Annotated in this window: 26 protein-coding genes; 15 read left to right on the forward strand and 11 right to left on the reverse strand. The window is 67.6% G+C overall.

Annotation, left to right across the window (positions count from 1 at the left end; genetic code table 11):
- The 8 genes from AB4059_RS09610 (at position 1) to AB4059_RS09645 (ending at position 7,058) form a co-directional block, all read left to right on the forward strand.
- Positions 1-1,194: an NnrS family protein gene (locus tag AB4059_RS09610; protein WP_498978689.1), complete on the forward strand. Its 1,194-nt coding sequence runs from the start codon at positions 1-3 to the stop codon at positions 1,192-1,194.
- The gene (locus AB4059_RS09615; protein WP_498978690.1) at positions 1,194-1,595 is read left to right on the forward strand and encodes a SirB2 family protein; all 402 of its coding nucleotides are present in this window, start codon (positions 1,194-1,196) and stop codon (positions 1,593-1,595) included. Before AB4059_RS09610 ends, AB4059_RS09615 begins: the two co-directional genes overlap by 1 nt.
- The gene (locus AB4059_RS09620) at positions 1,583-2,638 is read left to right on the forward strand and encodes a PLP-dependent cysteine synthase family protein (RefSeq protein WP_498978691.1); all 1,056 of its coding nucleotides are present in this window, start codon (positions 1,583-1,585) and stop codon (positions 2,636-2,638) included. Before AB4059_RS09615 ends, AB4059_RS09620 begins: the two co-directional genes overlap by 13 nt.
- A 119-nt stretch (positions 2,639-2,757) precedes the next feature.
- Entirely contained in the window at positions 2,758-4,257 is a 1,500-nt protein-coding gene (gene nirK / locus AB4059_RS09625; RefSeq protein WP_498978692.1) for a copper-containing nitrite reductase, read from the forward strand.
- Position 4,258: 1 nt separating this feature from the next.
- On the forward strand, positions 4,259-5,047 hold the full coding sequence (locus tag AB4059_RS09630) for a formylglycine-generating enzyme family protein (protein WP_498978693.1): 789 nt from the start codon (positions 4,259-4,261) through the stop codon (positions 5,045-5,047).
- Positions 5,044-5,619 (forward strand): SCO family protein, encoded by a 576-nt coding sequence (locus tag AB4059_RS09635; protein ID WP_498978694.1) that lies wholly within the window; start codon positions 5,044-5,046, stop codon positions 5,617-5,619. The genes AB4059_RS09630 and AB4059_RS09635 overlap by 4 nt, the downstream gene beginning before the upstream one ends.
- 41 nt (positions 5,620-5,660) lie before the next feature.
- Complete coding sequence (locus AB4059_RS09640) at positions 5,661-6,389, forward strand: oxygen-binding di-iron domain-containing protein (RefSeq protein ID WP_498978695.1); 729 nt, start codon at positions 5,661-5,663, stop codon at positions 6,387-6,389.
- A 3-nt stretch (positions 6,390-6,392) separates the two neighbouring features.
- On the forward strand, positions 6,393-7,058 hold the full coding sequence (locus AB4059_RS09645) for an SDR family oxidoreductase (RefSeq protein WP_498978696.1): 666 nt from the start codon (positions 6,393-6,395) through the stop codon (positions 7,056-7,058).
- On the opposite strand, the gene AB4059_RS09650 is transcribed toward AB4059_RS09645, so the two are convergent.
- On the reverse strand, positions 7,059-7,988 hold the full coding sequence (locus AB4059_RS09650; protein WP_498978697.1) for a YihY/virulence factor BrkB family protein: 930 nt from the start codon (positions 7,986-7,988) through the stop codon (positions 7,059-7,061). It abuts the gene before it with no gap.
- A 146-nt stretch (positions 7,989-8,134) separates the two neighbouring features.
- Between AB4059_RS09650 and katG the strand changes: the two genes are divergently transcribed.
- The 3 genes from katG (at position 8,135) to AB4059_RS09665 (ending at position 11,471) form a co-directional block, all read left to right on the forward strand.
- Positions 8,135-10,303: a catalase/peroxidase HPI gene (gene katG / locus AB4059_RS09655; RefSeq protein WP_498978698.1), complete on the forward strand. Its 2,169-nt coding sequence runs from the start codon at positions 8,135-8,137 to the stop codon at positions 10,301-10,303.
- Between the two features lie 128 nt (positions 10,304-10,431).
- Positions 10,432-11,043, forward strand: a complete 612-nt coding sequence (locus AB4059_RS09660) for a TetR/AcrR family transcriptional regulator (protein WP_498978699.1) — start codon at positions 10,432-10,434, stop codon at positions 11,041-11,043.
- Positions 11,040-11,471: a GFA family protein gene (locus AB4059_RS09665; RefSeq protein WP_498978700.1), complete on the forward strand. Its 432-nt coding sequence runs from the start codon at positions 11,040-11,042 to the stop codon at positions 11,469-11,471. Before AB4059_RS09660 ends, AB4059_RS09665 begins: the two co-directional genes overlap by 4 nt.
- On the opposite strand, the gene AB4059_RS09670 is transcribed toward AB4059_RS09665, so the two are convergent.
- Positions 11,468-12,280 (reverse strand): alpha/beta fold hydrolase, encoded by an 813-nt coding sequence (locus tag AB4059_RS09670; protein WP_498978701.1) that lies wholly within the window; start codon positions 12,278-12,280, stop codon positions 11,468-11,470. The genes AB4059_RS09665 and AB4059_RS09670 overlap by 4 nt on opposite strands.
- A 151-nt stretch (positions 12,281-12,431) precedes the next feature.
- Here AB4059_RS09670 and msrB point away from each other — a divergent pair, with 151 nt between their 5' ends.
- Positions 12,432-12,881 carry a peptide-methionine (R)-S-oxide reductase MsrB gene (gene msrB / locus AB4059_RS09675; protein ID WP_498978702.1) on the forward strand — a complete coding sequence of 150 codons (450 nt, stop codon included), beginning with the start codon at positions 12,432-12,434 and terminating at the stop codon, positions 12,879-12,881.
- 1 nt (position 12,882) lies between these two features.
- Here msrB and AB4059_RS09680 read toward each other — a convergent pair whose 3' ends face one another.
- Genes AB4059_RS09680 through AB4059_RS09720 form a run of 9 tightly spaced genes read right to left on the reverse strand, consistent with a single transcriptional unit; the run spans position 12,883 to position 24,110 of the window.
- Complete coding sequence (locus AB4059_RS09680) at positions 12,883-13,953, reverse strand: HDOD domain-containing protein (RefSeq protein ID WP_498978703.1); 1,071 nt, start codon at positions 13,951-13,953, stop codon at positions 12,883-12,885.
- 13 nt (positions 13,954-13,966) lie between these two features.
- A complete protein-coding gene (locus AB4059_RS09685; RefSeq protein WP_498978704.1) occupies positions 13,967-15,856 on the reverse strand; it encodes a sensor histidine kinase in 1,890 nt (629 codons plus the stop codon).
- A gap of 36 nt (positions 15,857-15,892) precedes the next feature.
- Positions 15,893-17,068: a methyl-accepting chemotaxis protein gene (locus AB4059_RS09690; RefSeq protein WP_498978705.1), complete on the reverse strand. Its 1,176-nt coding sequence runs from the start codon at positions 17,066-17,068 to the stop codon at positions 15,893-15,895.
- A 59-nt stretch (positions 17,069-17,127) separates the two neighbouring features.
- Positions 17,128-18,183 (reverse strand): protein-glutamate methylesterase/protein-glutamine glutaminase, encoded by a 1,056-nt coding sequence (locus tag AB4059_RS09695; protein WP_498978706.1) that lies wholly within the window; start codon positions 18,181-18,183, stop codon positions 17,128-17,130.
- Position 18,184: 1 nt separating this feature from the next.
- A complete protein-coding gene (gene cheD / locus AB4059_RS09700) occupies positions 18,185-18,781 on the reverse strand; it encodes a chemoreceptor glutamine deamidase CheD (RefSeq protein ID WP_498978707.1) in 597 nt (198 codons plus the stop codon).
- Positions 18,768-19,217: a hypothetical protein gene (locus tag AB4059_RS09705; RefSeq protein WP_498978708.1), complete on the reverse strand. Its 450-nt coding sequence runs from the start codon at positions 19,215-19,217 to the stop codon at positions 18,768-18,770. Before AB4059_RS09705 ends, cheD begins: the two co-directional genes overlap by 14 nt.
- The gene (locus AB4059_RS09710; protein WP_498978709.1) at positions 19,214-20,095 is read right to left on the reverse strand and encodes a CheR family methyltransferase; all 882 of its coding nucleotides are present in this window, start codon (positions 20,093-20,095) and stop codon (positions 19,214-19,216) included. The genes AB4059_RS09705 and AB4059_RS09710 overlap by 4 nt, the downstream gene beginning before the upstream one ends.
- A complete protein-coding gene (locus AB4059_RS09715) occupies positions 20,088-21,422 on the reverse strand; it encodes a sensor domain-containing phosphodiesterase (RefSeq protein ID WP_498978710.1) in 1,335 nt (444 codons plus the stop codon). The genes AB4059_RS09710 and AB4059_RS09715 overlap by 8 nt, the downstream gene beginning before the upstream one ends.
- A 6-nt stretch (positions 21,423-21,428) precedes the next feature.
- The gene (locus AB4059_RS09720; RefSeq protein ID WP_498978711.1) at positions 21,429-24,110 is read right to left on the reverse strand and encodes a methyl-accepting chemotaxis protein; all 2,682 of its coding nucleotides are present in this window, start codon (positions 24,108-24,110) and stop codon (positions 21,429-21,431) included.
- Positions 24,111-24,270: 160 nt separating this feature from the next.
- Between AB4059_RS09720 and AB4059_RS09725 the strand changes: the two genes are divergently transcribed.
- From AB4059_RS09725 to motB, 3 genes are read left to right on the forward strand one after another with little or no spacing between them, the layout of a single operon-like run.
- Positions 24,271-24,579 (forward strand): energy transducer TonB, encoded by a 309-nt coding sequence (locus tag AB4059_RS09725; protein WP_498960038.1) that lies wholly within the window; start codon positions 24,271-24,273, stop codon positions 24,577-24,579.
- Positions 24,580-24,604: 25 nt separating this feature from the next.
- Positions 24,605-25,465, forward strand: coding sequence for a flagellar motor stator protein MotA (gene motA, locus AB4059_RS09730; RefSeq protein ID WP_498978712.1), 861 nt, complete (start codon positions 24,605-24,607; stop codon positions 25,463-25,465).
- Positions 25,466-25,475: 10 nt separating this feature from the next.
- On the forward strand, positions 25,476-26,339 hold the full coding sequence (motB, locus tag AB4059_RS09735; RefSeq protein ID WP_498978713.1) for a flagellar motor protein MotB: 864 nt from the start codon (positions 25,476-25,478) through the stop codon (positions 26,337-26,339).
- Positions 26,340-26,757 lie beyond the last annotated feature (418 nt).

Raw genomic sequence — 26,757 nt, forward strand, 5'->3', positions numbered from 1 at the left:
ATGCACCTGGTCAAGGCCCCGCATCGGCTGATGTTCTTCATCGGTGCGGGGAACGTGTTGCTGGCGATGGCGTGGTGGTCGGCGTGGTTGGTCTCGACGCGTTGGCCCGACGTACTGCATCTGGCACAACCCGCGCAGTACGCCGGATGGCTGCACGCGACCGTCATGCAGTACCAGGTGTTGGCGAGTTTCGTGTTCGGCTTCCTGCTCACCGTGTTTCCGCGATGGATGGGATTGCCGGAACTGCCGCGCGTGCGCTACGTGCCCGTCGGGATCGGCTTGTTCGGCGGGCAGATCGCGACCTTGCTCGGCGCGCTCGGTTGGGCGCCGGGTATCGCGGTGGGGACCGCGCTCACCCTCGCCGGCTGGAGTTGGGGCGTCGGTGTCCTCGCGTGGCTCGTGGTCAGCGAGCGCGGCACCACGTGGCATGCGCGCGCGTGCCTGTCGGCATTGATGCTCGGGTGCATCGGCGTGTACGGATGGGCGTGGTTCGTCGCCGGCGGATCGCCGTCGTGGGCCTTCGCCAGCATCAAGCTCGGTACGTTCGGCTTCCTGCTGCCCATGTACCTCACTGTCGCGCATCGCATGTTTCCGTTCTTCGCGTCCAACGTCGTGAAGGGCTATGTGCCATGGCGTCCGATGGGGTTGCTCGCGGCGACGCTTGCGTTATGCGTCGTGCACCTGGCGCTGGAATTGGTGCATGGGTATGCGTGGTTGTGGATCGCCGACGTGCCCTTGTTCGTCCTCGCCCTGGTGATGCTGGTGCGCTGGTGGCCGCGCGGCGCGAAGCCGGGCCTGCTCACGGTGCTGTTCGTCGGCCTGGCGTGGTTGCCGGTGACCTTCGCGCTGTATGTCGCGCAAAGCCTGGCCTACCTGGGCACCGGCAATTACCTGCTCGGTCGTGCGCCGGCGCATGCGTTGTTCGTCGGGTTCTTCGGCAGCGTGCTGGTGGCGATGGTCACGCGGGTCACGCAAGGGCATTCGGGTCGACCGTTGGTGATGCCGCCGGCCGCATGGTTCGCGTTCGTCGCGGTGCAGGGCGTTGCGCTGGTGCGCGTGGGTGCGGAACTGGCGGCCGATCCCCTTCGATGGCAGGCGATCGCCGCGATCGGTTGGCTGGTCGCGCTGTCGCCGTGGGTGGTGCGCCTGGGGCACATCCATCTCGCGCCGCGCATCGATGGGAAGCCCGGCTGATGCTCGCGTTCTACGCACAAATCAAGCTTTTCCACATCTTCGTCGCGCTGCTCAGCGGAAGCCTGTTCGCGTTGCGCGGCACCTTCGCGCTGGCCGGCGCACGTTGGCCGCACGCGGCACCGGTGCGCTGGACGAGTTACGCGATCGACACCGCGCTGCTCACCGCCGCGCTGATGTTGCTCACGATCCTGCCCGGCGCGGTCTTCGCCAACGGCTGGCTCGCCGTGAAGCTGGCCTTGCTCGTCGGTTACGTCGTGCTGGGCGTGCATGCGTTGCGGCGCGCGAAGACGCAGCGTGGGCGCGTGATCTCTTTCCTCGGTGCGCTCGTGTTGTTCGCGTGCATCTACGCGACGGCGCGTTCGCACGATCCTGCCGGGCTGCTGCGCTGGTGGCTGTCGTGATCGTCGCCGGGCGCCACTGGATCCGCGACGCAGTCGCACAATTGCGGCGTGAAGCGAACCGTTGCGCGGAGACGCAGTTGCTGCGGCTGGATCTGCCCGACTATCCGGGCATCCCGTTCTACTTCAAGGACGAGTCGGCGCATCCGACCGGCAGCCTCAAGCATCGCCTGGCGCGTTCGCTGTTCCTGTACGCGCTGTGCAACGGACGGCTGCGCGAAGGGCAGGGGGTGGTCGATGCATCTTCGGGCAGCACGGCGATCTCCGAGGCCTGGTTCGCGCGCATGCTCGGGCTGCCCTTCGTCGCGGTGATGCCCGCGCGCACCGCGCCGCGCAAGATCGCCGAGGTGCGTGCATTGGGCGGCACGTGCGACCTCGTCGACGATCCCGTGCAGGTGCACGCGCGCGCGGCGTGGCATGCGGACAACGGCGCGTGCCACCTCGACCAGTTCGGGCTTGCCGAGCGCGCGACCGACTGGCGCGGCAACAACAACATCGCGCAATCGCTGCTGGGCCAGATGGCATCGGAATCCGAACCGGAGCCGGCGTGGATCGTCTGCGGCGCGGGCACCGGCGGAACGTCGGCGACCATCGGCCGCTTTCTGCGCTACCAGGGACTGTCCACGCGACTGTGCGTCGCCGAACCGACGGGTGGCGCGTTCGCCGAAGGTTGGCGCACGCGCGATCCCGACGCGCGCGCCACGCAGTGCACGGTGATCGAAGGCATCGGGCGCCCGCGCGTGGAGCCGGGCTTCCTGTTCGATGTCGTGGAGGATGTCGTCGAAGTCGACGACGCCGATTCGATCGCCTGCGCGTGGTGGCTCCATGCGTGGCTCGGCCGACGGTTCGGAGGCTCATCGGGAACCAACCTGGCGGCGTGCCTGCGCATCGCCGACACGATGCGCGCCCGTGGCCAGCGCGGCAGCATCGTCACGCTGTTGTGCGATCGCGGCGAACGTTACGCGCAGACATTGTTCGATCCGGCGTGGCTGCACGCTCGCGGCCTCACGCGCGGCACGCGCGCACTGCCGGCGCTGCCTGGCTGAGCCGTTCGTCGGTGGCCGTCCACGGCCCCGGTCGGAGTTGATCTGGATCAGCAGCCGGCGCTTCGCCTGCCGCCATGCTGGCTGCAACGGGCATCCGCTCCGCTTCGGAGATACCTGCAATGACCTTCCGTCACTGGTTGATCGTCCTCGCCTGCGCTTGCGCGCTCGCGGGGTGCCGCGGCAACGAAACCGCGCCGGTCGCGAAAAGCGACGACACCGGCGGCTCGCTGAAAGGCGACCTGGGCCCGCCGCAGGGGCCGGACATCAAGGCGGTCGTGACCCAACCGCCGATGGTGCCGCCGCCCACCGGGCGCAAAGTGCCCGCGCGCGTGATCGTCGAACTGGAAGTCATCGAAAAACAGATGCCGATCTCCGAAGGCGTGACCTACACCTTCTGGACCTTCGGCGGCACCGTGCCGGGCAACTTCATCCGCGTGCGCCAGGGCGACACGGTGGTGTTCCACCTGCACAACCGCGCCGACAGCAAGATGCCGCACAACATCGACCTGCACGGCGTCACCGGTCCGGGCGGCGGCGCGGCCTCCAGCTTCACTGCGCCGGGCCATGTCTCGCGCTTCACCTTCAAGGCGCTCAATGCGGGCCTGTTCGTTTATCACTGCGCGACCGCGCCGGTCGGCATGCACGTGGCCAACGGCATGTACGGTTTGATCCTCGTCGAACCGCCGGAAGGTTTGCCGCCGGTGGATCGCGAGTACTACGTCATGCAGGGCGATTTCTACACCGCAGGGCGTTATCGCGAGAAAGGCCTGCAGGCCTTCGACATGCAGAAGGCCATCGACGAACACCCGACCTACGTGTTGTTCAACGGCATGGAAGGCGCGCTCACCGGCGACAAGGCGCTCAAGGCCAATACCGGCGAGACCGTGCGCTTGTTCGTGGGCAACGGGGGACCGAACCTGGTGTCGAGCTTCCACGTCATCGGCGAGATCTTCGACAAGGTGTGGTTCGAAGGCGGCACGCGCTTCCAGGAAAACGTGCAGACCACGCTGATTCCCTCGGGCGGCGCGGCGATCATGGATTTCCACGTCGAGGTGCCCGGCAGTTACATGCTGGTCGACCACTCGATCTTCCGCGCGTTCAACAAGGGCGCGATCGCGGTCCTCAAGGCCGAAGGCCCCGAACGCAAGGACATCTATTCGGGCAAGGAAGTCGACGCGGTGTACTTGGGCGACCGCGCGCAACCCAGCCTCGCGGCGGTGGACAAGGCGGCCGAAGCGGCGAGCGCCGGGGATCTGACCGTCGACGACCAGGTCAAGGCGGGCCAGGCCTTGTTCGCCGGCACGTGCTCCACGTGCCACCAGGGCGAAGGCCAGGGCCTGCCGGGTGTGTTCCCGCCCTTGGCGAAATCCGACTACATCGCCGCCGATCCCAAGCGCGTGCCGCAGATCATGCTGCACGGCCTGGTCGGCAAGGTCACGGTCAACGGGCGCGAATACGACTCCAACATGCCGCCGATGAGCCAGTTGAACGACGACGAAGTGGCGAACATCGCCACGTACGTGCTCAACAGTTGGGGCAATCCCGGCGGCCGCGTCACCAAGGAGGAAGCGGCGAAGATCCGCGCGACCCAGACCGCGAACGCTTCCGAAGGACATTGAGATGCGTGCTGTCGCCGCCGGCCTCGTGCTGTTGTGCGCCGTCCTCGCCGGCGGCGCGATGGCGGCCGCGGCGCCGACGCGCTACGCCGGATTGCCGGGCGGCAAGTTCAAGTCGGCGTTGCGCTACGACGACGCGAAGGGCAAGCCGGTGCGCATCGCGCCGTTCGCGCTGATGCGCACGCCGGTCACCAATGCGCAGTTCCTCGCATTCGTGCAGGCGCACCCGGAGTGGCGGCGCGACCGCGTCGCCGGCGTGTTCGCCGAGCAGCGCTACCTGATGCATTGGGCCGGGCCCACGCAGTTGGGTGCGCAAGCGCACGCCGACCAACCGGTCGTCTGGGTGAGTTGGTTCGCCGCCGATGCGTATTGCCAGTCGGTCGGCGCACGATTGCCGACGTGGAACGAATGGGAATACGCGGCCGCCGCCGACGAACGCCATCGCGATGCGCGCGCCGATCCCGCATGGCGCGAGCGCATCCTGGGCTGGTATTCGCGGCCGTCGGATACGGCGCTGCCACGCGCCGGGCTGCAAGCGCCCAATGCGTATGGCGTGCAGGACCTGCACGGCCTGGTGTGGGAATGGACCGAGGATTACGCCTCCCTGCTGGTGAGCGCGGACAATCGCAGCCAGGGCGATGCGGACAAGCAGAAATTCTGCGGTGCCGGCGCGCTGTCGACGGACGACCGCGACAACTATGCCGTGCTGATGCGCGTGGCGATGCTCTCCTCGCTCCAGGCGCGCGATGCCACGGCCAACCTCGGATTCCGATGCGCCAGGAGTGCGCCATGACGATGCTCCGCGCCACGATGATGGCCATCGCACTGTTGCTCGCCGCCTTGCCGTCGCAGGCGGCAAAGCCGGTCCCGCTGCCGCGCGATTCGGTGTACCAACTCACCCTGCCGCTCACCGATGCGCAGGGCCGCACGCAGGATTGGCGCCACCTGCAGGGCAAGCCGCGGCTGGTGGCGATGTTCTACACCTCGTGCCCCTACATGTGCCCGTTGATCGTGGAATCGGCCAAGGGCGTCGAGCGCGCGCTCCCCGCCGACAAGCGCGCCGCGATCGGCGTCGTGCTCATCAGCCTGGATCCGGTTCGTGATACGCCCGCCGCCCTGCGCGCGATGGCGAGCAAGCGAAACGTCGATGCGAACCGATGGACGCTGGCCGCGCCGGCGCCCGGCGACGTGCGCAACGTCGCGGGCGTGCTAGGCGTGCAATACCGCGCGCTGGCCGACGGCAATTTCAATCACACCAGCGCGCTGGTCCTGCTCGACGCACAGGGGCGCATCGTGGCGCGCACCGAACGCATGGGCGCATCGCCGGATCCGGAATTCCTCGCCGCGGTGAAGGCGCAGCTTTAGTTGCCCGCGCCGCTTTGTCCTTCGACCAAGGAGGCTGCACGATGTCCGTCACCAATCCGCAGACCGGCACCAACGTCCACGAAATCGCCGAGCGCATCTATCGCATCAGCACGCCGATCGACCTGCCGGACGGCACGGCGTTCTCGTTCAACCAATACCTGATCGATGACGAGGAGCCGCTGCTGTTCCATGCCGGCTTGCGGCAGTTGTTCCCGTTCGTGCTCGAAGGCGTGGAGAGCGTGATGCCGGTGACGCGGTTGCGGCACGTGGCCTTCTCGCACGTCGAAGCCGACGAATGCGGCGCGCTCAACGATTGGCTGGCCGTCGCGCCGCATGCGGCGCCGCTGTGCGGGACGATCGCGGCGATGGTGTCGATCAACGATCTCGCCGATCGCCCGCCACGCGCGCTCGCCGATGGCGAAGCGGTGTCGCTCGGCCAACACACCGTGCGCTGGATCGATGCCGCGCACCTGCCGCATGGATGGGAATGCGGCTTCATGATGGAAGAACGCACGCGCACCATGTTATCCGGCGATTTGTTCACGCAACCCGGGCGCGGGCTGCCTGCGCTCACCGACACCGACGTCCTCGGGCCCAGCGAAGCCTTCCGCAAGGCGATGGATTATTTCTCGCACAGCAAGAACGCGGGCGAATTGCTGGAGAAGCTCGCGCGCTTCGAGCCGACCACGCTCGCTTGCATGCACGGTAGTGCGTGGCGCGGAGATGGCGCATCATTGCTGCGGGCGCTCGCGGGCGAACTGGTGCGTTGAATCATGAGCAAGACCGTCCTTGTGACAGGGGCCAATCGCGGCATCGGCTTGTCGCTGGCTCAACAATTCGCGGCGCGCGGCGACCGTGTGATCGGCGTGTGCCGGAAGACAAGCGATGCGCTGCAGGCCACCGGCGCGCGCGTGGAAGCGGGCGTGGATGTCACCGACGAGGCGGCCGTCCAGGCGATGGCGCAGCGCCTGCGCGACGAACGCATCGATATCCTCGTCGCCAACGCCGGCATCCTTGAACGCGATTCGCTGGATCCGCTCGACATCGGGGCGATCCGGCGGCAGTTCGAAGTCAACACGCTCGGCCCGCTGATCGTCGTGCACGCCTTGCGCGACAACCTTGCCAGCGGTGCGAAGGTCGGATTGATGACCAGCCGCATGGGCTCGATGGAAGACAACACCTCGGGCGGGTATTACGGTTATCGCGCCTCCAAGGCGGCGCTGAACGCGATCGGCAAATCGCTGTCGCTGGACCTGGCCTCGCGCAAGATCTCGGTCGTGCTGCTGCATCCGGGCTATGTCGCCACCGACATGGTCGGCGGCAGTGGCGATGTCACGCCCGACGAGGCCGCCAAACAGTTGATCGCACGCATCGATGCGCTGACGCCCGAGCGTTCGGGGACGTTCCAGCACGCCAACGGGTCATCCCTTCCCTGGTGATCACTTCGCGCGGATCTTCGCCTTCGCCTTGACGCGTTCGTCGAGCACGGCGGTGACCAACGCACCGACGAACACGATCACCGCCGCGTAATAGATCCAGACCAGCGCGAGCACCAGCGTGCCCATCGAACCGTACGCGACGCCGGGCGACGCGGTCTGCAAATACCACGCGATCGCCGCTCGGCCCAGGACGAACAACAGCGCCGTGAGCGCGCCGCCCTGCAGGGCACGGCGCCATCCGACCTTGCGGTCGGGCAGGTACTGGTACATCAACGCGAAGCCGATCGCGTAGACCAGCCACGCGGCCATGCTCGCCAGCAGCGGCAGCATCCAGTCGAAACGCCCGAACACGACCTGCAGGATCGTAGTGATCGTCATCGACACGAGCAGCAGGAACCCGAGCCCGAACACGAGCCCCAGCGAGAACACGCGCTTGCGCAGCCACGCCTTCACGCCTTCCAGGTGCGCCGCTTCGGTGCGGAAGATGCGGTTGAGCGCGTCCTGCAATTGCGCGAACACAGCAGTGGCACCGACGAACAGCAGCGCCAGGCTCCACCAGCCCGCGATCGAGCCCGTGTCGGGCCGCGCCTTCGCGTTCGCGATGATCGTGCGCCCGACGCCTTCGGCCTCCGCGCCCGCGAGCAGCGCCACTTGCCCCATCACCGCGTCCTGCGCGCCGGGCAGCAGCGCACTGACCAGCCACACCAGCAACAGCATCAGCGGCGCCAGCGACAGCAAGGCGTAGAGCGCGAGCGCGGCCGATTGCGTCATCAGGTCGGCATCGACGAAGCGGCGGAACAACGCGCCGGCGAAACTGCCCTCCGCGCGCCGGACGAAGGCCGAGACGGTGGGTTTGCGTTTCGATCGGCCGCTCTGTTCTCGCGGCGCCGTGGATTGGGTGGGGTCGAGCTTCTTCGCGAGTTTGGCCATGGCCCCAGAAGGCCAGCCTGCGTGTGAAGACCGTGGCGATTCAACGCGGCTATCGCCTTCATTCGAACGTTCGATTATCCCGATGGCGAGCGCAGGACTAACGTCCTCGTGTTGACCCACCACCGGCCATGCCAAGGAGCTTGCCCATGAACGAGATGTCGAAGTGCCCCGTGATGGCCCATCGCAAGACGCGGAACAATTCGCACTGGTGGCCCGATCAGCTGAATCTGGATGTGTTGCACCAGCACGCGGGGCTGGGCGATCCGATGTTGGAGGACTTCAACTATCGCGCCGAGTTCAAGACGCTCGACCTGGATGCCGTCACCAAGGATCTCACCGACCTGATGACCGACTCGCAGGATTGGTGGCCCGCCGATTTCGGCCACTACGGCGGCTTCTTCATTCGCATGGCGTGGCATGCCGCAGGCACGTATCGCATCTTCGACGGGCGCGGTGGCGCGCGTTCGGGCGAACAACGCTTCGCGCCGCTCAACAGCTGGCCGGACAACGGCAACCTGGACAAGGCGCGTCGCCTGTTGTGGCCGATCAAGCAGAAGTACGGACGCAAGTTGTCGTGGGCCGACTTGATGATCCTGGCGGGCAACGTGGCGATCCAATCGATGGGTGGGCCGATCTTCGGTTTCGGTGGCGGCCGCGAGGATGTGTGGGAACCGCAGCCGATCGACTGGGGCCCCGAATCCACCTGGCTCGGCGACGAGCGTTACAGCGGCGAGCGCGAACTCGCCAATCCCTTCGGCGCCGTGCAGATGGGCCTGATCTACGTGAACCCGCAAGGGCCCAACGGCAATCCCGATCCGGTCGCGTCGGGCCGCGACATCCGCGAAACCTTCGCGCGCATGGCGATGAACGATTACGAGACCGTCGCGCTCGTCGCCGGAGGCCACACCTTCGGCAAGTGCCACGGCGCGGGCCCCGACCACCACGTCGGCACCGAACCGGAAGGCGCGAACATCGAAGAACTCGGCTTTGGATGGAAGAGCACCTACGAAAGCGGCATCGCCGAACACGCGATCACCAGCGGCCTGGAAGGCGCGTGGACCGCGACGCCGACCAAGTGGGACATGAGCTACTTCGAAACCCTGTTCGGCAACGAATGGGAATTGACGAAGAGCCCCGCCGGCGCGCACCAGTGGAAACCGAAGGGCGATGCGAGCCGCAACGTGCCCGATGCGCACATCAAGGGCAAGTTGAACCAGCCGATGATGACGACCGCGGATCTGGCGCTGCGCTTCGATCCGGTCTACGAAAAGATTTCGCGGCACTTCCTCGCCAATCCGGCGGAGTTCGCCGATGCCTTCGCGCGTGCGTGGTTCAAGCTCACGCATCGCGACATGGGCCCGAAGGTGCGTTACCTCGGCAAGCTGGTGCCGAAGGAAGACCTGATCTGGCAGGACCCGGTGCCGCCGGTCGATCATCCGCTGATCGGCGATGCCGATATCGCCGCGCTGAAGCAGCAGATCCTCGCCTCCGGTTTGTCGATTCCGCAATTGGTGAAAGCGGCGTGGGCCTCGGCGTCGACCTTCCGCGGCTCGGATCTGCGCGGCGGCGCGAACGGCGCGCGCGTGCGCCTGGAGCCGCAGAAGAATTTCGAGGCGAACGAACCGGCGGAACTCGAGAAAGTGTTGTCGCAACTCGAATCGATCCGCAGCGGTTTCGGCAAGAAGGTTTCGCTCGCCGACATGATCGTGCTCGGCGGCGCGGCGGCGGTGGAAGCGGCGGCGAAGAAGGCCGGCCACGACGTCACCGTGCCGTTCAAACCCGGACGCACCGATGCGACGCCCGAGCAAACCGATACCGATTCCTTCCTCGTGCTCGAACCGGCGCTCGATGGCTTCCGCAACTATGTGCGCGCAGGCGCGGAGAAGCTCGCCGCGGTTGCGCTGGTCGACCGCGCAAGCCTGCTCACGCTGACCGCGCCGGAAATGACGGCGCTCGTCGGCGGCATGCGCGCGCTGGGCGCGAACACCGGCAACACGCGGCACGGCGTGTTCACCGATCGCCCGGGCACGCTCACGACGGATTTCTTCCGCAACCTGCTCGACATGCGCACGGCGTGGAAGGCGTCGGAAAACGAACCCGGCGTGTTCGAAGGCCGCGACCGCAAGACCGACGCGGTGAAGTGGACGGCGACGATGGCCGACCTGATCTTCGGCTCCAACGCGCAACTGCGTGCGTTGGCGGAGGTGTATGCCGCCAGCGATGGCGAAAAGCATTTCGTCAGCGACTTCGTGAATGCCTGGACGAAAGTGATGGAACTCGACCGTTTCGACCTGCGTTACCGCGACGCCGCGTAATCGCCCTTCCCCCTCCCCTGCGAAGGCAGGGGAGGGCCGGGGAGGGGTTGCGCCGGTGCATACGCAACTTCCATACCCACACACTCCCTCACTTGCCCTACCTACCAACTGGTAGGCAAATAGGGCGCATGCCCGAAACACGCGCCCGATTGCTGGCCGAAGCGGAAATCCTCCTCCGCACGCGAGGCTACGCGGCTTTCAGTTACGCCGACCTCGCCGATCGCATCGCGATCCGCAAAGCCAGCATCCACCACCACTTCCCGACCAAGGAAGCGCTGCTGGCGGCGCTGGTCGACGAATACCTCGCGCGCTTCATCGCCACGCTCGCGACACTAGCCGCCACGCAAACCGACGTGCGCGAACGCCTGCGCGCCTATGCGCGCCTGTTCTTCGACGGCATCGAACAAGGTTTGCTGCCGCTGTGCGGTGCGTTGTCGGCCGAACGCAACGCGCTGCCCGATGGCATGCGCCCGGTGGTCGCGCGCTTCTTTCAATTGCACCTGGATTGGCTGGTCGAACAGATCGACGAGGGCATCGCAACGGGCGACATCGCGGCACAGGTCAATGCGAACGATGCCGCGCACCTGCTGCTCGGCGCACTCGAAGGCGGAAGCTTCGTCGCATGGGCGCTGGACGACCCGGCGACGATGCTGCGGGCCTTCGACGCGGCGATGCAGACCCTCGCACCACAACGCACGGCGCCGGCGACACGGCGCTCTTCCCCCAGGAGATCGTCATGAGCAACACGTATCGCGGCACCTGTTTCTGCGGCGCGGTCGAAGTCGAAACCACCGGCGCGCCCGTGGGCATGGGCTATTGCCACTGCAATTCCTGCCGCAGTTGGTCCGCCGCGCCGGTCAACGCCTTCACGCTGTGGCAGCCCGATGCGGTGCGCGTGACGAAGGGCCAGGAATTCCTCGGTCATTACAGCAAGACGCCCTTGAGCGATCGCCACTACTGCACGCAGTGCGGCGGGCACCTGTACAACGCGCATGCGCCGTTGAAACTGATCGATGTGTTCGCGGCGACCTTGCCCACGCTGAAGTTCGAACCGGGCGTGCACGTCAACTACGCCGAGACCGTCCTCCCGATGAAGGACGGCCTGCCGAAGTTGAAGGATTTCCCGAAGGAGCTCGGCGGAAGCGGGATCGCGATCGACGAGATCTAGCGCTGGCTCAGCGCCGTCATCGCGGGCGTGTCCACCGAGTGCACCGCATCTTCGATCACGTCCGCGACGTCGTAGGCACGCGACAGCATCGGCACGTGGCCCGACAGCAGCGACACGGTGTGCGCCTGGATCTTCGCGGCCATCGCGCGCTGCGCGTCGGGATCGAGCATGCGGTCGGTTTCGGCCACGATGTACCAGCTCGGCTTGGACGCCCATGCGGCCACGCCGACCTTTTCGTCGTAGTTGGCGGCGCGCACCGGCGCCTGCGTGGCGGCGATGCGCAGGCCGTCGCGCTGCGGCACGTCCTGCACGAAATCGGTGAGGATCGTCTGCGGCGCCAGCGTGAGGTAACCGTCGGCGCTGACGACGGGATGTTCGACGCCCGGCGCGGTCGGGAAGGCTTTGATGTCCTCGCGCGAGGACGCACCCGCCGACGGCGCGAACGCGGCGACATACACCAGCGCCTTCACCTTCGCGTTGGCGCCCGCCTCGGTAATGACGGTGCCGCCCCACGAATGGCCCACGAGCACGACCGGCCCGGTCTGGGCGTTGATCACGCGGCGGGCGACGTCGACGTCGTCCTCCAGCGAGGTCAGCGGATTCTCGACGGCGATCGCCTTGATGCCGCGCGACTGGAGCACACGGATGACCTTCTGCCACGACTCGGCGTCGACGAAGGCGCCGTGGACGAGAACGACCGTCGGCGCGTCGGCGGGCGGCGGCGGTGGCGCCTTGGTCTTGTGCCCGGCGAATGCGGAAGTGCTCGCGAGGAGCAAAGCGGCGGCGAGCAGGGAATGGATGAGCTTCACGGAACGGCCTGCGGGAATGACTGTGTCGTCATCGATATCGGGAGGCATGGCCCGTCCGGCAATCGACACGCGCGCAATTGAGCGTTCCGGATGAGCGCTCCGTAACGGAGATATGCTTTTGGTCCGCGCAGTGCTGCACAGGAGTTTGCCGATGAGCGAGTACCGCAAGACCGCCGAGGCGGTCGCCAAGCTGACGCCGCAGCAGTTCGCCGTCACCCAGGAAGGCGCCACCGAGCGCCCGGGCACCGGCGAATACCTGGACAACCACGCACCCGGCATCTACGTCGACATCGTGTCCGGCGAACCGTTGTTCGCCTCGTCGGCGAAGTACGAATCCGGTTGCGGCTGGCCCAGCTTCACCAAGCCGATCGCGCCGGCGAACATCCAGGAAGTCCGGGACGCCTCGTACGGCATGGTCCGCACCGAGGTGCGTTCGGCAAACGGCGACAGTCATCTCGGCCACGTGTTCGACGACGGCCCGCGCGACCAGGGCGGGCTGCGCTACTGCATCAATTCGGCCGCGCTGCGGTTCATTCCGCGCGAGGAGATGGAAGCGGCCGGTTACGGTGCGTGGCTCGACCAGGTCGAAGACCGGCCCTGACTTACGCCGCCTGCGCGAGGTCTTCGGCCATGGCGCGCCAACGCGGCAATTGGTCGAGATGGCCGACCTTGCGCAGGTACTCGGTATCCGGCGGCGTGCCGTTGACCAAGGCGGCTGCGACATGCACCGCACCGGCGACCCAGAAACCGCGGATGCGCGAAGGGTTGGTGTGGAACGCGACGGCTTCGACGATCGGCGCGGGCAAGCCCCACAGGCCGAGCAGGTAAGCGCCCGCGGCGTTGTGCGGAACCGACTGGCCGTTGGCGTCCAGGCGCGAGGCCGCCGGCAACAACAGGCCGACTTCGGCGAGCAGGCCCGCGGTGGCCGCCATTTCGGCGCTGGTCGCGTCGAGCATCTGGCCGGCCAGGCGCGAGATGCGCAGCGCGCGGTCGCGCACGCCCATCGCTTCGGCCGAGCTGGAGCCGACGAAGAACACTTCGCTCGCCAGCACCAGTTGGCGCAACACGTTCTGGCCCAGGCGCGTGACCGCCGTGCGCAGGTCGGTGATCTCGCGCCCGGTGGAAAAATAGGCCGAGTTGGTCATGCGCAAGACCTGCGCGGCGACGGCCGGATCCATGCCGATGGAATCGGCAATGCGCGCGGCGCTGACGTTCGGGTCGCGCAGCAGGCGCGTGAGCGCGAGGTATTGGTTGGGTGCGGCGGGGAGCGAACCGACGCGGCCGATCGCTTGCTTCAACGCAGGATCGGCGAGCAATGCCCGCAGTTCCATCGCGCTTTCCACCGCGTCGATCAGCGCCAGTCCATCCAGCGGTTCGGGCAGCACGCGGTGCGCCACTTCCAGCGCATGCAGCGGTTGCTGTTCGTCGCTCGAGTGCGTCAACAGGATGCGCATCGTTTCCGGATGCCGCGTGCGCAATTGCCCGAGCAGGCCGATGCCGCTGCAATCGCCGACTTCCTCGGCGCATGCGATCACGTCGGGCACCCGGTCGCCGGACAGGGCGGCGTCGGCGTTGCGTGCCCACTCCAGCGTCCAGTCCAGGCCGTTGTCGTCGAGTTCCCGCTTCACCTGCGCGATGTGCGCATCGTTGTCGCTCACGACCAGAATCAGCACTGCTCTCTCTCCGTCAATCGCGGTCTTCCCTGCGATAGCGGCCGGTCGGCAGCGGCGCTTGAGCGCCGTGTTCACGAAGTGGGACGTGGTTCGCGAATTCCATCGGCAACACCGCGTGCACGCGAGTCCCCTGGCCGGCGGCCGTCTGCATCAGGAGCATGCCGCCGACCTGGTGCGCGCGCTCGCGCATCGTGAGTTGTCCGAGCCCGGCGCCGTCGGCGGGGTCGAAGCCGCGCCCATCGTCCACGACGTCCAGCCGCAGCGCCTGGCCCTCGTCGACAGGCGCGAGCGACAGCGTCACGACGTTCGCCCCGGAGTGGCGGACGATGTTGGTCAGCGCTTCCTGCGCGATGCGGAAACATGCCAGCTCGACGTCGGGCGATGGCCGGCGCGGAAGCGGGGTCATCCTGACGACCAGCTGCGGCTTGCCCGAGCGGAACAGGGTCTCGGCCTGCCACCGCAATGCGGTCTCCAGGCCCAATGTGTCCAGTTGCGGCGGACGCAACAGGATCGAGAGATTGCGCAGCTTCGCGATGGTCTGGTCGGTGGTGGCGATGATGTCGGCGAGGATCTCCTCGCTGCGCGCCTTGCCCTGGCCGTCGGCGTCGTCTTCGCTGCGCAACGACATCGCGCCCAGCTTGATCGCGGTGATCGCTTGTCCGATGTCGTCGTGCAGTTCGCGCGAGAGCGTGCGCCGCTCGTCTTCCTGCACGTGCAGCAGGCGACGGGCCATGCGTTCGAGTTCCTCGCGCAGGTGGCTCTGTTCCTGCAGGCCGTGATTGACCTTCTCGTAAGCGTCGTGGCACCGGATGGAAAACTGGTTCATCGCTTCGGCCAGCGGCGCCAGTTCGCTCGGCAGCGCGACGAAGGATTCCGGGGAGGGCGCACGGTCCAGCGCGAAAGTCTGGATGTGGTCGAGCAGGTCGAACACGCTGCGGCGCATCCGCTGCATCTGCAGCCAGACCACCGCGAGCACGCCGCAGAGCACCAGGCCGAGCAGGCCGAACATCAGCAGGGCGCTGTGGCGCAGTTCGTCGGCGATCGCGCGCTCAGGCACGAGCACCACGAGCGACCAACCCGACCCCAGCGACGCTTTCATCGCGCAGGCGTCGCCGCCGTCGCGCAGGATCCCCTCGACGGTTTCCATCGCTCCGCGCACCGGCAGCGCGCGAATCCGGTTGCTCGCGGGCGTGCCACGCAGTGCGTCGCCCGAGCGCCATGCCAGCCCGGGCGTGGCGCGCACCACCGTGCCGGTGGCATCGAGCAGCAGCATTTCGAAGCCGCGCGTCTGCGCCGGATCGCGGAACAGCGGGAGGCTGTCGGCGCGGACCACGCCCGCCACCACGCCGGCGAAGCGCCCCTGCGCCTCCATCGGCGCGAGGAGCGTCACCAGTGAGGGCCCGTCCGGCGTGCGCCCGCGGTGCAATTCGGAGACGAAGGGGCGCCGCGTCATCCGCGCGCGGTCGATGTCGGTGCGCGAGACATCGCCGCTCGCGTCGGCATGCGCCGGCCACGTCGCCACCGGATTCGATCGCGCATCCACCGCAGCGAGCCGTTCGAAGGCAGGGTAAGCGCGATGCACGCGTTCGAAGTCGCGCGTCCACGCGGCACCGTCGTTCGGATCGGCGTCCTGTGCGCGCTGCTCGGCGAGCAATTGTAGCGCAGCGCGGTGCATCTGCAGGAACGTGTCGAGATCGCGCGCGGTCATGTCGGCGGCCACCGCCAACTGCGTTTCGAAATGCGCGCGCGCCGTATTGCGGCCCTGCCACAACAACAGCGCGGCGATCGCAAGGACCGGCAAGCCCACCGCCAACAGCAGCAGGCGGGCGAAATCGCGCATCAGCGTCCAGCCCGGCTTGGACGCGGGCAAGGTGTTCGCGGGCTGTGGGGAGGCTGCGGACATCCGCACACGCTACGCGCGCGTGCCCATTTGAACAACTCAGAACAACTCGACGCTTCCCGCATCCATCGACTGCTGCATCACCGGCTTGTGCGGCGGGCGTTCCCAGTCGCCGCGCATGTGCGCGATGCGCTGGCCGAGCTGGCCCAGCGCGGCGTGCAATTCGACGCCGGCCTGGCCGCCGCCGCGATGCAGGAGTTCCTGCAGTGCGGAGGCCTCGCGGTTGATCTCGCTCAGGCGGTCGAGGTGGACGTTCACGGCGGTCAGCGCCTGCGTGGCGATGTCTTCGAACTGGAGCGAACGCACCGCTTCGGCCACCGAGGTGTCGATCGAGCGGCTGCACTCGGCGATCTCGCGCATGCCGTTGCCCAGGCCGCGATTGATCTCGTCCACGCGCTCGAGCATCGAGGCCGCTTCGCCGCGCGCCACGCGGGAGCGATCCAGGTCGCGCGAGGCCATCTGGCTGACGGTGTCGCGGACGCGCGAAATCGAATCCTTGGAGCTGTGCGCGAGCTTGCGGATCTGTTCGTTGAAGGCGGTCGAACGCTCGGAGAGGTTGCGCACTTCGTCGGCCACCACCGCGAAACCGCGGCCGGCCTCGCCCGCGCGGGCCGCTTCGATCGCGGCGTTGAGCGCGAGCAGGTTGGTCTGGTCGGCGATGGACTTGACGTCTTCCAGCAGCGAGAAGATCCCGTCGAGATGATCGGCCATCGCGTCGATGTGCGTGACCGTGGTGCTGCTCTGGCCGCTCACCGCTTCCAGCGCCTCGACCAGTTGTTCCATCTGCTGGCTGGCGTGCACGGCGAAGCGATGCACGTCCGCGCCGCCGCTGTTGTCGCCGGCGCGGCGGTCGATGATGCGCGAGACCACTTCGTTCTGCTGGCGCGACTGGCGGTTGACCGCCTCGAAGCTGCCGCCGAGCTTGGCGACCGACTCGCGGATCAGTTCGCGTGCGCGTTCGATCTCGGTGCGCGAGCCCTGGACTTCGCCGTTGATGAAGGTGCGCAGCTCGCCCAGCAGGCGGTTCTGCTCACCGAGCGCGGCGCCGGACAGGGCGGGGCGCAACAGGGTCCAGGCGTGCACCAGCCACGCCAGGGACATGGCCACCAATGCGCCCCAGCGCACCGGCGCCGGCCAACCCATGACCTCGGCGCAGAACAGGGTGACGGTCAGCGCCAGGGGCGCCGCGATGCGGATCAATACGCGGGATTCCATCGTCGATCTCATGAAGGGTTGCAGGTTCAATTCCGATAACGGCCGGCGGCGCGCGTGCTTTAGGTGTTTTCGCCGATGGCGAGCAGGCGCTGCGCGACTTGCGACAGCGGCAGGACTTCGCTTGCCGCGTTCAGGTGCACGGCGGCGCCGGGCATGCCCCAGACCACGCTGGTCTCGCGATCCTGCGCGCAGGTGAAGGCGCCGGACTGGCGCATGCGCAGCAAGCCGCGCGCGCCGTCGTCGCCCATGCCGGTCAGCAGCGCGCCACGTGCGTTGGCACCGGCGTGCGCGGCGACCGATTCGAACAACACATCGACGCTGGGGCGGTGCCCGCGCACGGGTGCAGCCTCGTCCAGGCGCGCGCGCCAACGCGCACCGCTGCGCACCACGCGCAGATGGCGACCCCCCGGCGCGACATACGCGTGGCCCACCAACAAGGGCTGGTCGTGGGTCGCTTCGACCACCGTCATCCGACTGTGGCGATCCAGGCGCTCGGCGAACGGGCCGCTGAACGCTGCGGGGATGTGTTGCGCGATCACCGTGGCCGGCGCATCGGCGGGCATCTGCGCGAGCACTTCGCGGATGGCCTCGGTGCCGCCGGCCGACGCGCCGATCGCGAGCAGGCGATCGGTCGTCCGGTAACCCAGGGGGCCGTCGTGGACGGGCGCTCCGCCTTGTGCATCGAGCAGGCGCGTGACCCGCGCCTGCGCCGCCGCCTTCACCTTCGCGATGAGCACCGCGCTGAAATCGACCAGGCCGCGCGCCACGTCGAGCTGCGGCTTGGCGATGAAATCCACCGCGCCCAGGCCCAGCGCATCGAGCGTGACCTGCGCACCGGCAGCGGTGAGGGTGGACACCATCACCACCGGCATCGGGCGCAGGCGCATGAGATTGCGCAGGAACGTGAGCCCGTCCATGCGCGGCATCTCGACATCGAGCGTCAGTACGTCGGGCGAGAGTTGCTTGATCCGTTCGCGCGCGATGTAGGGATCGGCGGCGGTGCCCACGACTTCGATGCCGGGATCAGCCGCCAACACTTCGCTCATCACCTTGCGGATGAGCGCCGAGTCGTCGACCACCAGCACGCGGATCGGTTTGCCGGGCGTTGCCGCCATGTCAGAACAACTCCACGCTGCCGCTGGCCGGTGCGCGCGCCAGGCGGCCGTACAGGGCGCGCTCGACATCGACGACGTCCTCGCGCGTGGCCGGCAGGCGCTTGACCAGGGTCCGTCCGCTTTGCGGGAAGAACCCGACCTTGCGCGCATGGATGTCGCCGAGGTCCTGCGCACGCACCGGGATGTTTTCCGCGGACAGGTACTCGAGGACGAAGCGCGCGTTGCGCGTGCCGATCGGATCGGAATGGAACCCGCTGAGCACGTTGCCGCCGCCGAACACCTTCGCCTGCAGGCGATTGCGCCGCGCGCCGCGCTTGAGCAGATCGTTGATCAGCAACTCCATCGCGTGCGCGCCGTAACGCGCGCTGCCGTCGTTGTCGCCCCCGCCGGGCAACATGAAGTGGTTCATGCCGCCCACGCCGATCGCGGCGTCGAACAGGCACGCGGCCACGCATGAGCCGAGCAGCGTGACCAGCGCGACGGGCGCATCGGTGGCGCGGTATTCGGCGGGCAGCAGGCGGATCGCGTCGGTCTGCAGCGCGGTATCGAAATATGCGCCGGGCACGGGCGCCGGCGCGCGTGCTTCAGCCGGGCGCATGCGGGCGCGCATCCTTCATCACGCGCAGGCTGATGCGCGTCGGCGCGAGTCCGGTGGCGGCGCGCAGGTCAATCAGGAGGACTTCGTCGTCGCGCTGCCATTGCATCGCGGCCGCGCGCGGATTGTCGGCGCGTTCGCTGCGCAGCACGTAGCCCTCGCGTCGCAGCGCATCCAGGTAATACGTGCGCGCGCTTTCCAGCGCGCCTTCGTAGTAGTAGTGCCGGCCTTCGGTGTTTTCGACCATCAGGTGCGCCTGCTCCGGCACCGGCACCGACGCGGCCAATTGCGGCTCGTGCCGCCGGACCACCGCGACCGATACGCCGAAGCTGCCTTGCCCCTGTCCGGCCACCGCGCCGGTGGCGGCGAGGGTTGCGATCAACAACATCGTGGACGCACACGCGATACGGCGCGCGTCAGGCGCTGCAACGGATTTCATCGGCCGGCCCTCGGGTTCGTGGCCCGGTAGGTCGTGCGCCCGCAGGGCGTGACCAGGTCCAGGGCGTGCTGGAAGCTCTCGGAATGACCCGCGTACAACCGGCCTTCGGCCGCGAGCAGCGGCGCGAGGCGTTGCAGCACGCGGTACTGCGTCTGCTTGTCGAAATAGATCATCACGTTGCGGCAGAAGATCGCCGCGAACCCACCGCGCAATCCGTACTCGGCGGCGAGCAGGTTGAGCGGGCGGAATTCGACCAGTGCCTGCAATTCCGGACGCACGCGGCACAGGCCCGCGTTGGGCCCGCTGCCGCGCTGGAACCAGCGTTGCTTGCGCCGCGCGTCGATGCCTTCGATGCGCTCGAGCGGATACACGCCGCGCATCGCCGTCTCGAGTACGCCGGTGTCGATGTCGGTCGCCAGGATCCGCACCGGCGGCGTGGACGTGCCGAAGGCTTCGCACGCGGTGATCGCCAGCGAATACGGTTCCTCGCCGGTGGACGCGGCGCAGCACCAGATCGACAAGGGCGCATCGCGCCGGCCGCCGGCCGCGTGCGCGGCGCGCAACTGCTCGGCCAGCGCGGGGAAGTGGTAGTCCTCGCGGAAGAACGAGGTGAGGTTGGTGGTCAGCGCGTTGACGAAATCCTGCGCGTGCGCATCCGGATCGGCCTCCACCAGGTCGAGGTAGTCGCTGAAATGCGTAAGCGCATGCGCACGGACGCGTCGCACGAGTCGCCCGTACGCCATGTCGCGCTTGTGCGGTTGCAACTGGATGCCGGCGTAGGCGTGGATCATCCGGCAGACGCGGCGGAAATCGCGGTCGTCGAACGTGAGCGTGCGTTCGTCCGGGACACCGGCGCGCACGAGCGCTGCATCAGCCATCGATCGTCTCCCCGGGGGCCTGCGTCGCGAGCCAGCGATCGAACGCCGATGCGGGCAACGCACGCGCATACAGGAAGCCCTGCGCCTGGTCGCAACCCAATTCGTGCAGGTAGGCGGCTTGTGTCGCCGTTTCCACGCCCTTGGCGACGACGCCGAGTTCGAACTTGCGCGCCAGTTGCGCGATCGCCCGCACCATGGTGGCGTCGCCCTGGTCGTCGAGCACGGCGCGAACCAGCGCGTGATCGATCTTGATCCGGTCGATCGGCAAGCGGTGCAGTAACGCGAGCGAAGAAAGGCCCGTACCGAAGTCTTCCAGCGACACGCGCACGCCGCGTTCGCGCAATCGCGCGATCCTGCGTTCGGCGAGGCCGTCGTTGCGCAACGCGATGTAACCGGCCAGTTCCAGTTCCAGTTGCGCGGGCGCAAGACCGGTGCGCGAAAGCGTGCCTTCGACCTCGTCGAGCAGATGGCCGTCGTGGAATTGCGCGGGGAACAGGTTGATGCCCACGGTCATGCAGCGACCGTCGATGCACGGCCATGCGGCGGCATCGCGGCATGCGCGCTCGAGGATCCAGCGTCCGACCTTCGGTGCGAGCGCGTGGTGCGAGAGCGCATCGATGAAGGCACCCGGCGCGAGCAGGCCGCGTTCGGGATGGCGCCAGCGCAACAGCGCTTCGGCGCCGGTGGGCGTGCCGGTCGCAAGGTCCACCTGCGGCTGGTAGTGCAATTCGAACTCGCCGTCGCGGCATGCGCGTCGCAGGTCCAGGTCGAGCCTGCGCCGCTCGATGCCTTCGACGGTGGTGCGCGCGGGGTCGAAACCTGCATGCGCGGTCTCGGCGCGGACGAACATGCGCGCCGCCGTCCGCGCCAGGTGTTGCAGGATCTCCCGCTGTTCGGGCGTGAGCAGTGCGCGGGGTCGCCTGTCGGCCACGATCAACAGACCGCGCCGCGCGCCGCGCGCATCGATCAGCGCGATGCTGGAGACGAAACGCACGCCGTGCGTGCAGATCGCAGGATCGTCGCAGAAGCGCGGATCGACCGCGGCATCGTGCGAGACCAGCAGCGGCGCGGCGGAGGTCTTCATCGCCCTGCCGATCACCTGCGCGTGCTGCGGCGGCACGGTGCCGTAGCCGACCTGCGCGACCGGGCGGAAGCGTTCGGCTTCCGCCATCGCGACCAGGCCCAGCGGCGCATCGAGCACACGCAGTGCGAGGGCGAGCAGGTCGTCGAAGCCTTCGCCCTGCCGACCGGCGCGCGCGGGAGCGCTGGTCGGCGACCAGCTCTCCCTGTCGTCGGTGGCATGCGATGCGGCGAGATGCAAGGACACGACGCCTTAGAACTCCTGCCAGTGCGTGTCGCCACCGCCGGCGGCGGCGATCTGCGCCGGGCGCAGTGCGCGGGCCGGCTTGCCGTGCGGCGTGGCGGCCTGCTTGCGCGCGGCCGTCGGGATTTCACGCACGCTCGCCGCGGCCGGCGCGCGCGCCGGCTTCACCACCACGGCACCCTCGCCGAGGCGGAACACCGCGACGGTCTGCACCAATTGCTCGGACTGCTGCTCCATGCTGCGCGCGGCGGCGGAGGCTTCTTCGACGAGCGCCGCGTTCTGCTGCGTGCCCTCGTCCATCTGCGTGATCGCCTGGTTGATCTGATCGATGCCTGCCGACTGTTCCTGCGAGGCCGAGGAGATGTCGGCGATGATGTCGGTTACGCGCTTCACGCTCGTCACGATCTCGCCCATCGTGCGGCCAGCCTTGTCGACGAGCGCATTGCCCTGTTCGACCTTGTCGACCGAGTCGGTGATGAGCTGCTTGATTTCCTTCGCCGCACCGGCCGAACGCTGCGCGAGCGAGCGCACTTCGGCGGCGACGACCGCGAAGCCGCGGCCCTGTTCGCCGGCGCGCGCCGCTTCCACCGCGGCGTTGAGCGCCAGGATGTTGGTCTGGAACGCGATGCCGTCGATGACGCTGATGATGTCGGCGACCTTGCGCGAAGACTCGTGGATCGCGTTCATCGTCTCGACGACCTTGCCGACGACTTCGCCGCCCTGCGAGGCCACGTCGACCGCACCGATCGCCAGCTGGTTGGCCTGGCGCGCGTTGTCGGCGTTCTGGCGCACGGTGGAAGTGAGCTCTTCCATCGACGACGCGGTTTCTTCCAGCGATGCGGCCTGCTGTTCGGTGCGCTGCGACAGATCGTTGTTGCCCGAAGCGATCTCGCCGGCGGCCGTGCTGATCGCATCGCTGCCCATGCGGATCTGCCCGACCACCTGCGCCAGCTGGCGCACGGTGTCGTTGGCGCTGGCGGCGAGCTTGCCGAACTGGCCCGGCAGGCCGGCATCGGCTTCGCGCGTCAGATCGCCTTCGGCGACCGCGCCCAGCAGCGCGCCCACGTCGCCCAATCCGCGATCGGCGCTGGCCATCAGCGTGTTGAGGCCTTCGATCATTTCGCGATAGACGAACTCGAAGCGCTGCGCGTCGCCGCGATGGCTGAAGTCGCCTTCGACGGCGGCATCCACCAGCGTCTTCACTTCGTTGTTCACCGCCTGCATGCCCGCCTTCACGGCGTCCACGGCTTGCGTGATGCGCGCCTTCTGGCCCGGGTAACGCTCGATGTCGGTCGACAGGTCGCCGCGCGCGTACTGGCCGACGATGTCGATCACGCGCATCTTCACGTCGATGTGCGAGCCGACCAGCGTGTTGACCTCGTCGGCCATCGTGCCGAACGCGCCGGGGAAGGCGGCCGCGTCGAGGCGTGCGTCGATCTCGCCGCTCTGGTGCTGCGCGAACAACTGGCCCTGCGCATCGGCGAAACCGCGCAGTGTCTGGATCGCGCGATCCAGGCTGCGGGCGATCTCGCGCAGTTCGTCCTGCGTTTCCACCGCGATGTGCGCGGGGAATTCACCCCGGCCCAACTGCGCGGCCGACTGTTCGATCTGGACCAGCGCACGACGCGTGCCGCGGGTGAAGCCGGCGAACAGGTAGGCCGACAGCAGCAGCGCGATGCCCACCGCGCCGAGCGTGGACGCCGAGCGACGTTCCAGGCGGAGGATCTCGTCCCTGGCCGCGTTCTGCAGGCCGAAGTTGGCCGCGGCCATCGCGGCGGCGAAGGACAGGCGCGAGGCTTCCATGCGCGCGGCGAGCACCTTGACCGGCAGCACCGGCGTTTCGGCATCCAGCACGTGCTTCTGGATCAACGCGTTCTGTTTGGCCATGTCGTCCATCGCGCGACGCACCGGCTTGCCGATCGTCTCGTGGAGACCGGGCATCGTCTTTTCCGCGCGATCCAGGTCGGCATCGATGCGGTTGCCCAGGAATTGCTGCATTTCCTTCGACACGGCCAGGCCCGTGCGATCGTCGACCCAGATCGCGCCTTCGCCGAGCACGTGCACGCCGACCAGTGCCTGGCGCGCGACGGTTTCGCCGAGCTTGGGCACCGATTCGGCGGCGGCGCGTCCGCTGAGGAACACCGCCGGCGCATCGGCCTGCTCAAGGCCGGTTTCCCGGTAGACGCCGGCCATCAGGCCGCTGAGCGCATCGATCGCCGCCGAATGCATGGCGACCGATTCGGCCGCGTCCTTGTGTTCGCCGACGGCCTTGGCCCAGGCCGAGCGCGTCTGTTCGAGCGGTTCGTTCAACGCTGCGTCGGGCAAGCTCGCTTCCTGCCACTTGCCGATCGCCGCCAGTTCGGTCTCGACGGTGCGCGCCGATTCGGCGAGCGCTTCGCCCGACACGGTCGCATCCTTCGCATCGCGACGCGCCACGAGTTGTTCGTGTTGCTGCATGGCGAGCATCGCGCCGTGCAGGTGCATCAAGCCGTCGCTCGCCGACAGCTGCACCTTCGCCGCGGCGATCTCGGCGTTGCTGCGGACCACGACCATGCCGGCGAGCACCGCGCAGGTCAGCGAAAAGGTGGCGCCGATCAACAGGGCCTTCTGCCCGAAGCGCAGGCGCGCCATCAGCGCGATGGACGGCGCGAGCGCGCGATCCAGCAGGGAAGAGTTGGAACGAACGGACATGGTGGCAGCCTCGAGTGTGACAACGGGCCCCTGGCGGGCCGACACCCCGGCATCGGCGCAGCGCGCGAAATCTTTAGGGCGCCATCACGGGAACGCGCGGCTCAAGAAACGCGCGCGCCGGCCGATCACTAGGGCTCACTCCAACCAAAGAGCCGCTCTCATGCGCCATCTCTCCCTGATCGCCGCCACCGTCGCGACCCTCGCCTTCGCCGCGCCGGCCCATGCCGGACTCACCCCGACCAAGCGCGTCGAACCGCAGTACCCGCAGGCCGCCGCGCGCGCCAAGACGTCCGGTTTCGTGGAAGTCGAATTCACCGTCTCGCCCGACGGCTCGGTCGCAAGCGTCTCGGTGGTCAACGCCCAGCCGGCGCGCACCTTCGAAGCGGCGGCGGTCAAGGCCGTGAAGCAGTGGCAGTTCGCCCCGGGCGGCGACAGCCGCGGCAAGGTGCGCCTGGACTTCCAGCCCTGATCCACGCACACCGGGCCTGCAGCGCGTGTACCTGATCATCGGCGCCATCGTCGTCATCGCCAGCGTCATCGGCGGTTTCATGATGGTCGGCGGCCAGCTGCTGGCCCTGTGGCACCTCAACGAGATCATCGTGATCTGTGGCGCCGCGCTCGGCGCCTGGGTCATCGCCACGCCACCGAAGGTGATGAAACAGGCGCTGCGCGCAGTGCCCTCGATCGCGAAGGGGCCGCGCTATCGCCGCCCCGATTACGTCGACCTGTTGAAACTGATCTACGAGATGCTGGTGAAGATGCGGCGCGACGGCATGATGTCGATCGAAGCCCACATCGAGAACCCGAAGGACAGCGCGATCTTCCAGAAATACCCGAAGATCCTCGCCGATCCCCACATGCGCGATTTCATCACCGACTGCCTGCGGCTGATGGTCGGCGGCAACATGAATCCGCACGAGCTCGAATCGTTGCTCGAATACGAACTGGAAACGCACCACCACGAGGCACTCGAGCCCGCGCATTCGGTGCAGAAGATGGCCGATGCGTTGCCGGGCTTCGGCATCGTCGCCGCGGTGCTCGGCATCATCACGACGATGTCGATCGTCGGCAGCGCGGCGCCCGCGGAAATCGGCGAAAAAGTCGCCTCCGCGCTCGTCGGCACCTTCCTCGGCATCCTGGTGTCCTACGGCTTCGTCGGCCCGCTCGCGTCGGCGATGGAAAATCGCGCGAACGAAGACGGCAAGGCGCTGGAAGTGGTGAAGATGGCGCTGGTCGCCTCGCTGCGCGGCTACGCGCCCTCGGTCGCGATCGAATTCGCGCGCAAGCTGTTGTTCTCCGACGTGCGCCCGAGCTTCCAGGACCTCGAAGCCGACCTGAAGTCCGCGAAGGGCTGAGCACACACCCATGGCCACCGTGCCGCCGATCATCGTCGTCCGCAAACGCAAGGGCGGCCGCAAGGCCCATCACGGCGGCTCCTGGAAGGTGGCCTACGCCGACTTCGTCACCGCGATGATGGCCTTCTTCATGGTGATGTGGCTCGTGGCCACGATGCCGAAGGAACAACTCGGCGGCATCGCCGATTACTTCAAGAACCCCAGCGCGGTCGAAGGCAAGGCCGCGAGCATGGCGCCCGGCAGCAATGGCCCCGGCGGCGCGGGCGATGCGCCCATCAAGATGTTCGAGGCCAGGCGTCCGCAGATCGCGACGCAGCAAGCAAAGCTGGTGCAAGAGGCCAACGACGCGCGCGACAAGCGCCGCCTCGAGGCGCTCAAGCGCGAGCTGGAGGCAGCGATCGCGAAGAGCCAGGCGCTGGCGCCGTTCAAGGATCAGTTGCTGATCGACATCACGCCCGAAGGCCTTCGCATCCAGATCGTCGATGCGCAAAACCGGCCGATGTTCGACCTGGGCTCGCCGGAGCTGAAGGACTACACGAAGACGATCCTGTTCGAGCTGGCGACTTACCTGGACCACGTGGACAATCGCGTGGCGATCTCCGGCCATACCGACACCACGCCGTGGTCGGGCCAGAACGGCATGGGCAATTGGGAGTTGTCCGCGCAACGCGCCAATGCCGCGCGTCGTGCGCTGGTGGCGGGTGGGATGCACGAGGAGAAGGTCGCGCGCGTCATCGGTTTGGCTGCATCGGTTCCGTTCGACAAGAACGATCCGAATAATCCGATCAACCGCCGCATCAGTATCGTCGTGTTGAACCAGGGGGCTGAACGTGCGGCTGCGGCGATCGACCAGTCGGCCGGGCGCTCGCTTTAAGAGCGAGAGCGGGAAATCATTGGCGCGCCGCCCGAACGTCGAGGGTTCCAAATTTTTTGGGAAAAAAATTTGAAACCCTCAACGCTGGGGCATCACCATGCGGGTCGCTTCGATCAGGGGTTTCCGCCCGAGCGTGCATTGGGGGCTGCAAGGCAAGCCTTGCAGGAAGCTGATCGTTGTCGAAAGAGAACGTCGGCGACCAAGGATTTTGTTTTTTGGGTAATGATCGGGGCAGTGCGAAGCTTGCTTCGCACCGGCAAAACGAATGCCCGGGCGAAGTGCCAGAGCGAGAGTCAACGCACGAAAGGTGATGCCCCAGCGTTGTGAGTTTCAAATTTTTTTCCCAAAAAAATTTGGAACTCACGACGTTCGGGCGGCGCGAAAGCGGAGGGTGTAGCAGGCCCTCCCGAAAGCCTCA

The sequence above is a fragment of the Lysobacter sp. 2RAF19 genome, from assembly GCF_052115395.1.
Lineage (GTDB): Bacteria > Pseudomonadota > Gammaproteobacteria > Xanthomonadales > Xanthomonadaceae > Noviluteimonas.

Coding starts and splice junctions, on each gene's coding strand:
- AB4059_RS09610 (WP_498978689.1), top strand. CDS start 1: ATGCACCTGGTCAAGGCCCCGCATCGGCTGATGTTCTTCATCGGTGCG.
- AB4059_RS09615 (WP_498978690.1), top strand. CDS start 1,194: ATGCTCGCGTTCTACGCACAAATCAAGCTTTTCCACATCTTCGTCGCG.
- nirK (WP_498978692.1), top strand. CDS start 2,758: ATGACCTTCCGTCACTGGTTGATCGTCCTCGCCTGCGCTTGCGCGCTC.
- AB4059_RS09630 (WP_498978693.1), top strand. CDS start 4,259: ATGCGTGCTGTCGCCGCCGGCCTCGTGCTGTTGTGCGCCGTCCTCGCC.
- AB4059_RS09635 (WP_498978694.1), top strand. CDS start 5,044: ATGACGATGCTCCGCGCCACGATGATGGCCATCGCACTGTTGCTCGCC.
- AB4059_RS09640 (WP_498978695.1), top strand. CDS start 5,661: ATGTCCGTCACCAATCCGCAGACCGGCACCAACGTCCACGAAATCGCC.
- AB4059_RS09645 (WP_498978696.1), top strand. CDS start 6,393: ATGAGCAAGACCGTCCTTGTGACAGGGGCCAATCGCGGCATCGGCTTG.
- AB4059_RS09650 (WP_498978697.1), bottom strand. CDS start 7,988: ATGGCCAAACTCGCGAAGAAGCTCGACCCCACCCAATCCACGGCGCCG.
- katG (WP_498978698.1), top strand. CDS start 8,135: ATGAACGAGATGTCGAAGTGCCCCGTGATGGCCCATCGCAAGACGCGG.
- AB4059_RS09660 (WP_498978699.1), top strand. CDS start 10,432: ATGCCCGAAACACGCGCCCGATTGCTGGCCGAAGCGGAAATCCTCCTC.
- AB4059_RS09665 (WP_498978700.1), top strand. CDS start 11,040: ATGAGCAACACGTATCGCGGCACCTGTTTCTGCGGCGCGGTCGAAGTC.
- msrB (WP_498978702.1), top strand. CDS start 12,432: ATGAGCGAGTACCGCAAGACCGCCGAGGCGGTCGCCAAGCTGACGCCG.
- AB4059_RS09685 (WP_498978704.1), bottom strand. CDS start 15,856: ATGTCCGCAGCCTCCCCACAGCCCGCGAACACCTTGCCCGCGTCCAAG.
- AB4059_RS09690 (WP_498978705.1), bottom strand. CDS start 17,068: ATGGAATCCCGCGTATTGATCCGCATCGCGGCGCCCCTGGCGCTGACC.
- AB4059_RS09695 (WP_498978706.1), bottom strand. CDS start 18,183: ATGGCGGCAACGCCCGGCAAACCGATCCGCGTGCTGGTGGTCGACGAC.
- cheD (WP_498978707.1), bottom strand. CDS start 18,781: ATGCGCCCGGCTGAAGCACGCGCGCCGGCGCCCGTGCCCGGCGCATAT.
- AB4059_RS09705 (WP_498978708.1), bottom strand. CDS start 19,217: ATGAAATCCGTTGCAGCGCCTGACGCGCGCCGTATCGCGTGTGCGTCC.
- AB4059_RS09710 (WP_498978709.1), bottom strand. CDS start 20,095: ATGGCTGATGCAGCGCTCGTGCGCGCCGGTGTCCCGGACGAACGCACG.
- AB4059_RS09720 (WP_498978711.1), bottom strand. CDS start 24,110: ATGTCCGTTCGTTCCAACTCTTCCCTGCTGGATCGCGCGCTCGCGCCG.
- AB4059_RS09725 (WP_498960038.1), top strand. CDS start 24,271: ATGCGCCATCTCTCCCTGATCGCCGCCACCGTCGCGACCCTCGCCTTC.
- motB (WP_498978713.1), top strand. CDS start 25,476: ATGGCCACCGTGCCGCCGATCATCGTCGTCCGCAAACGCAAGGGCGGC.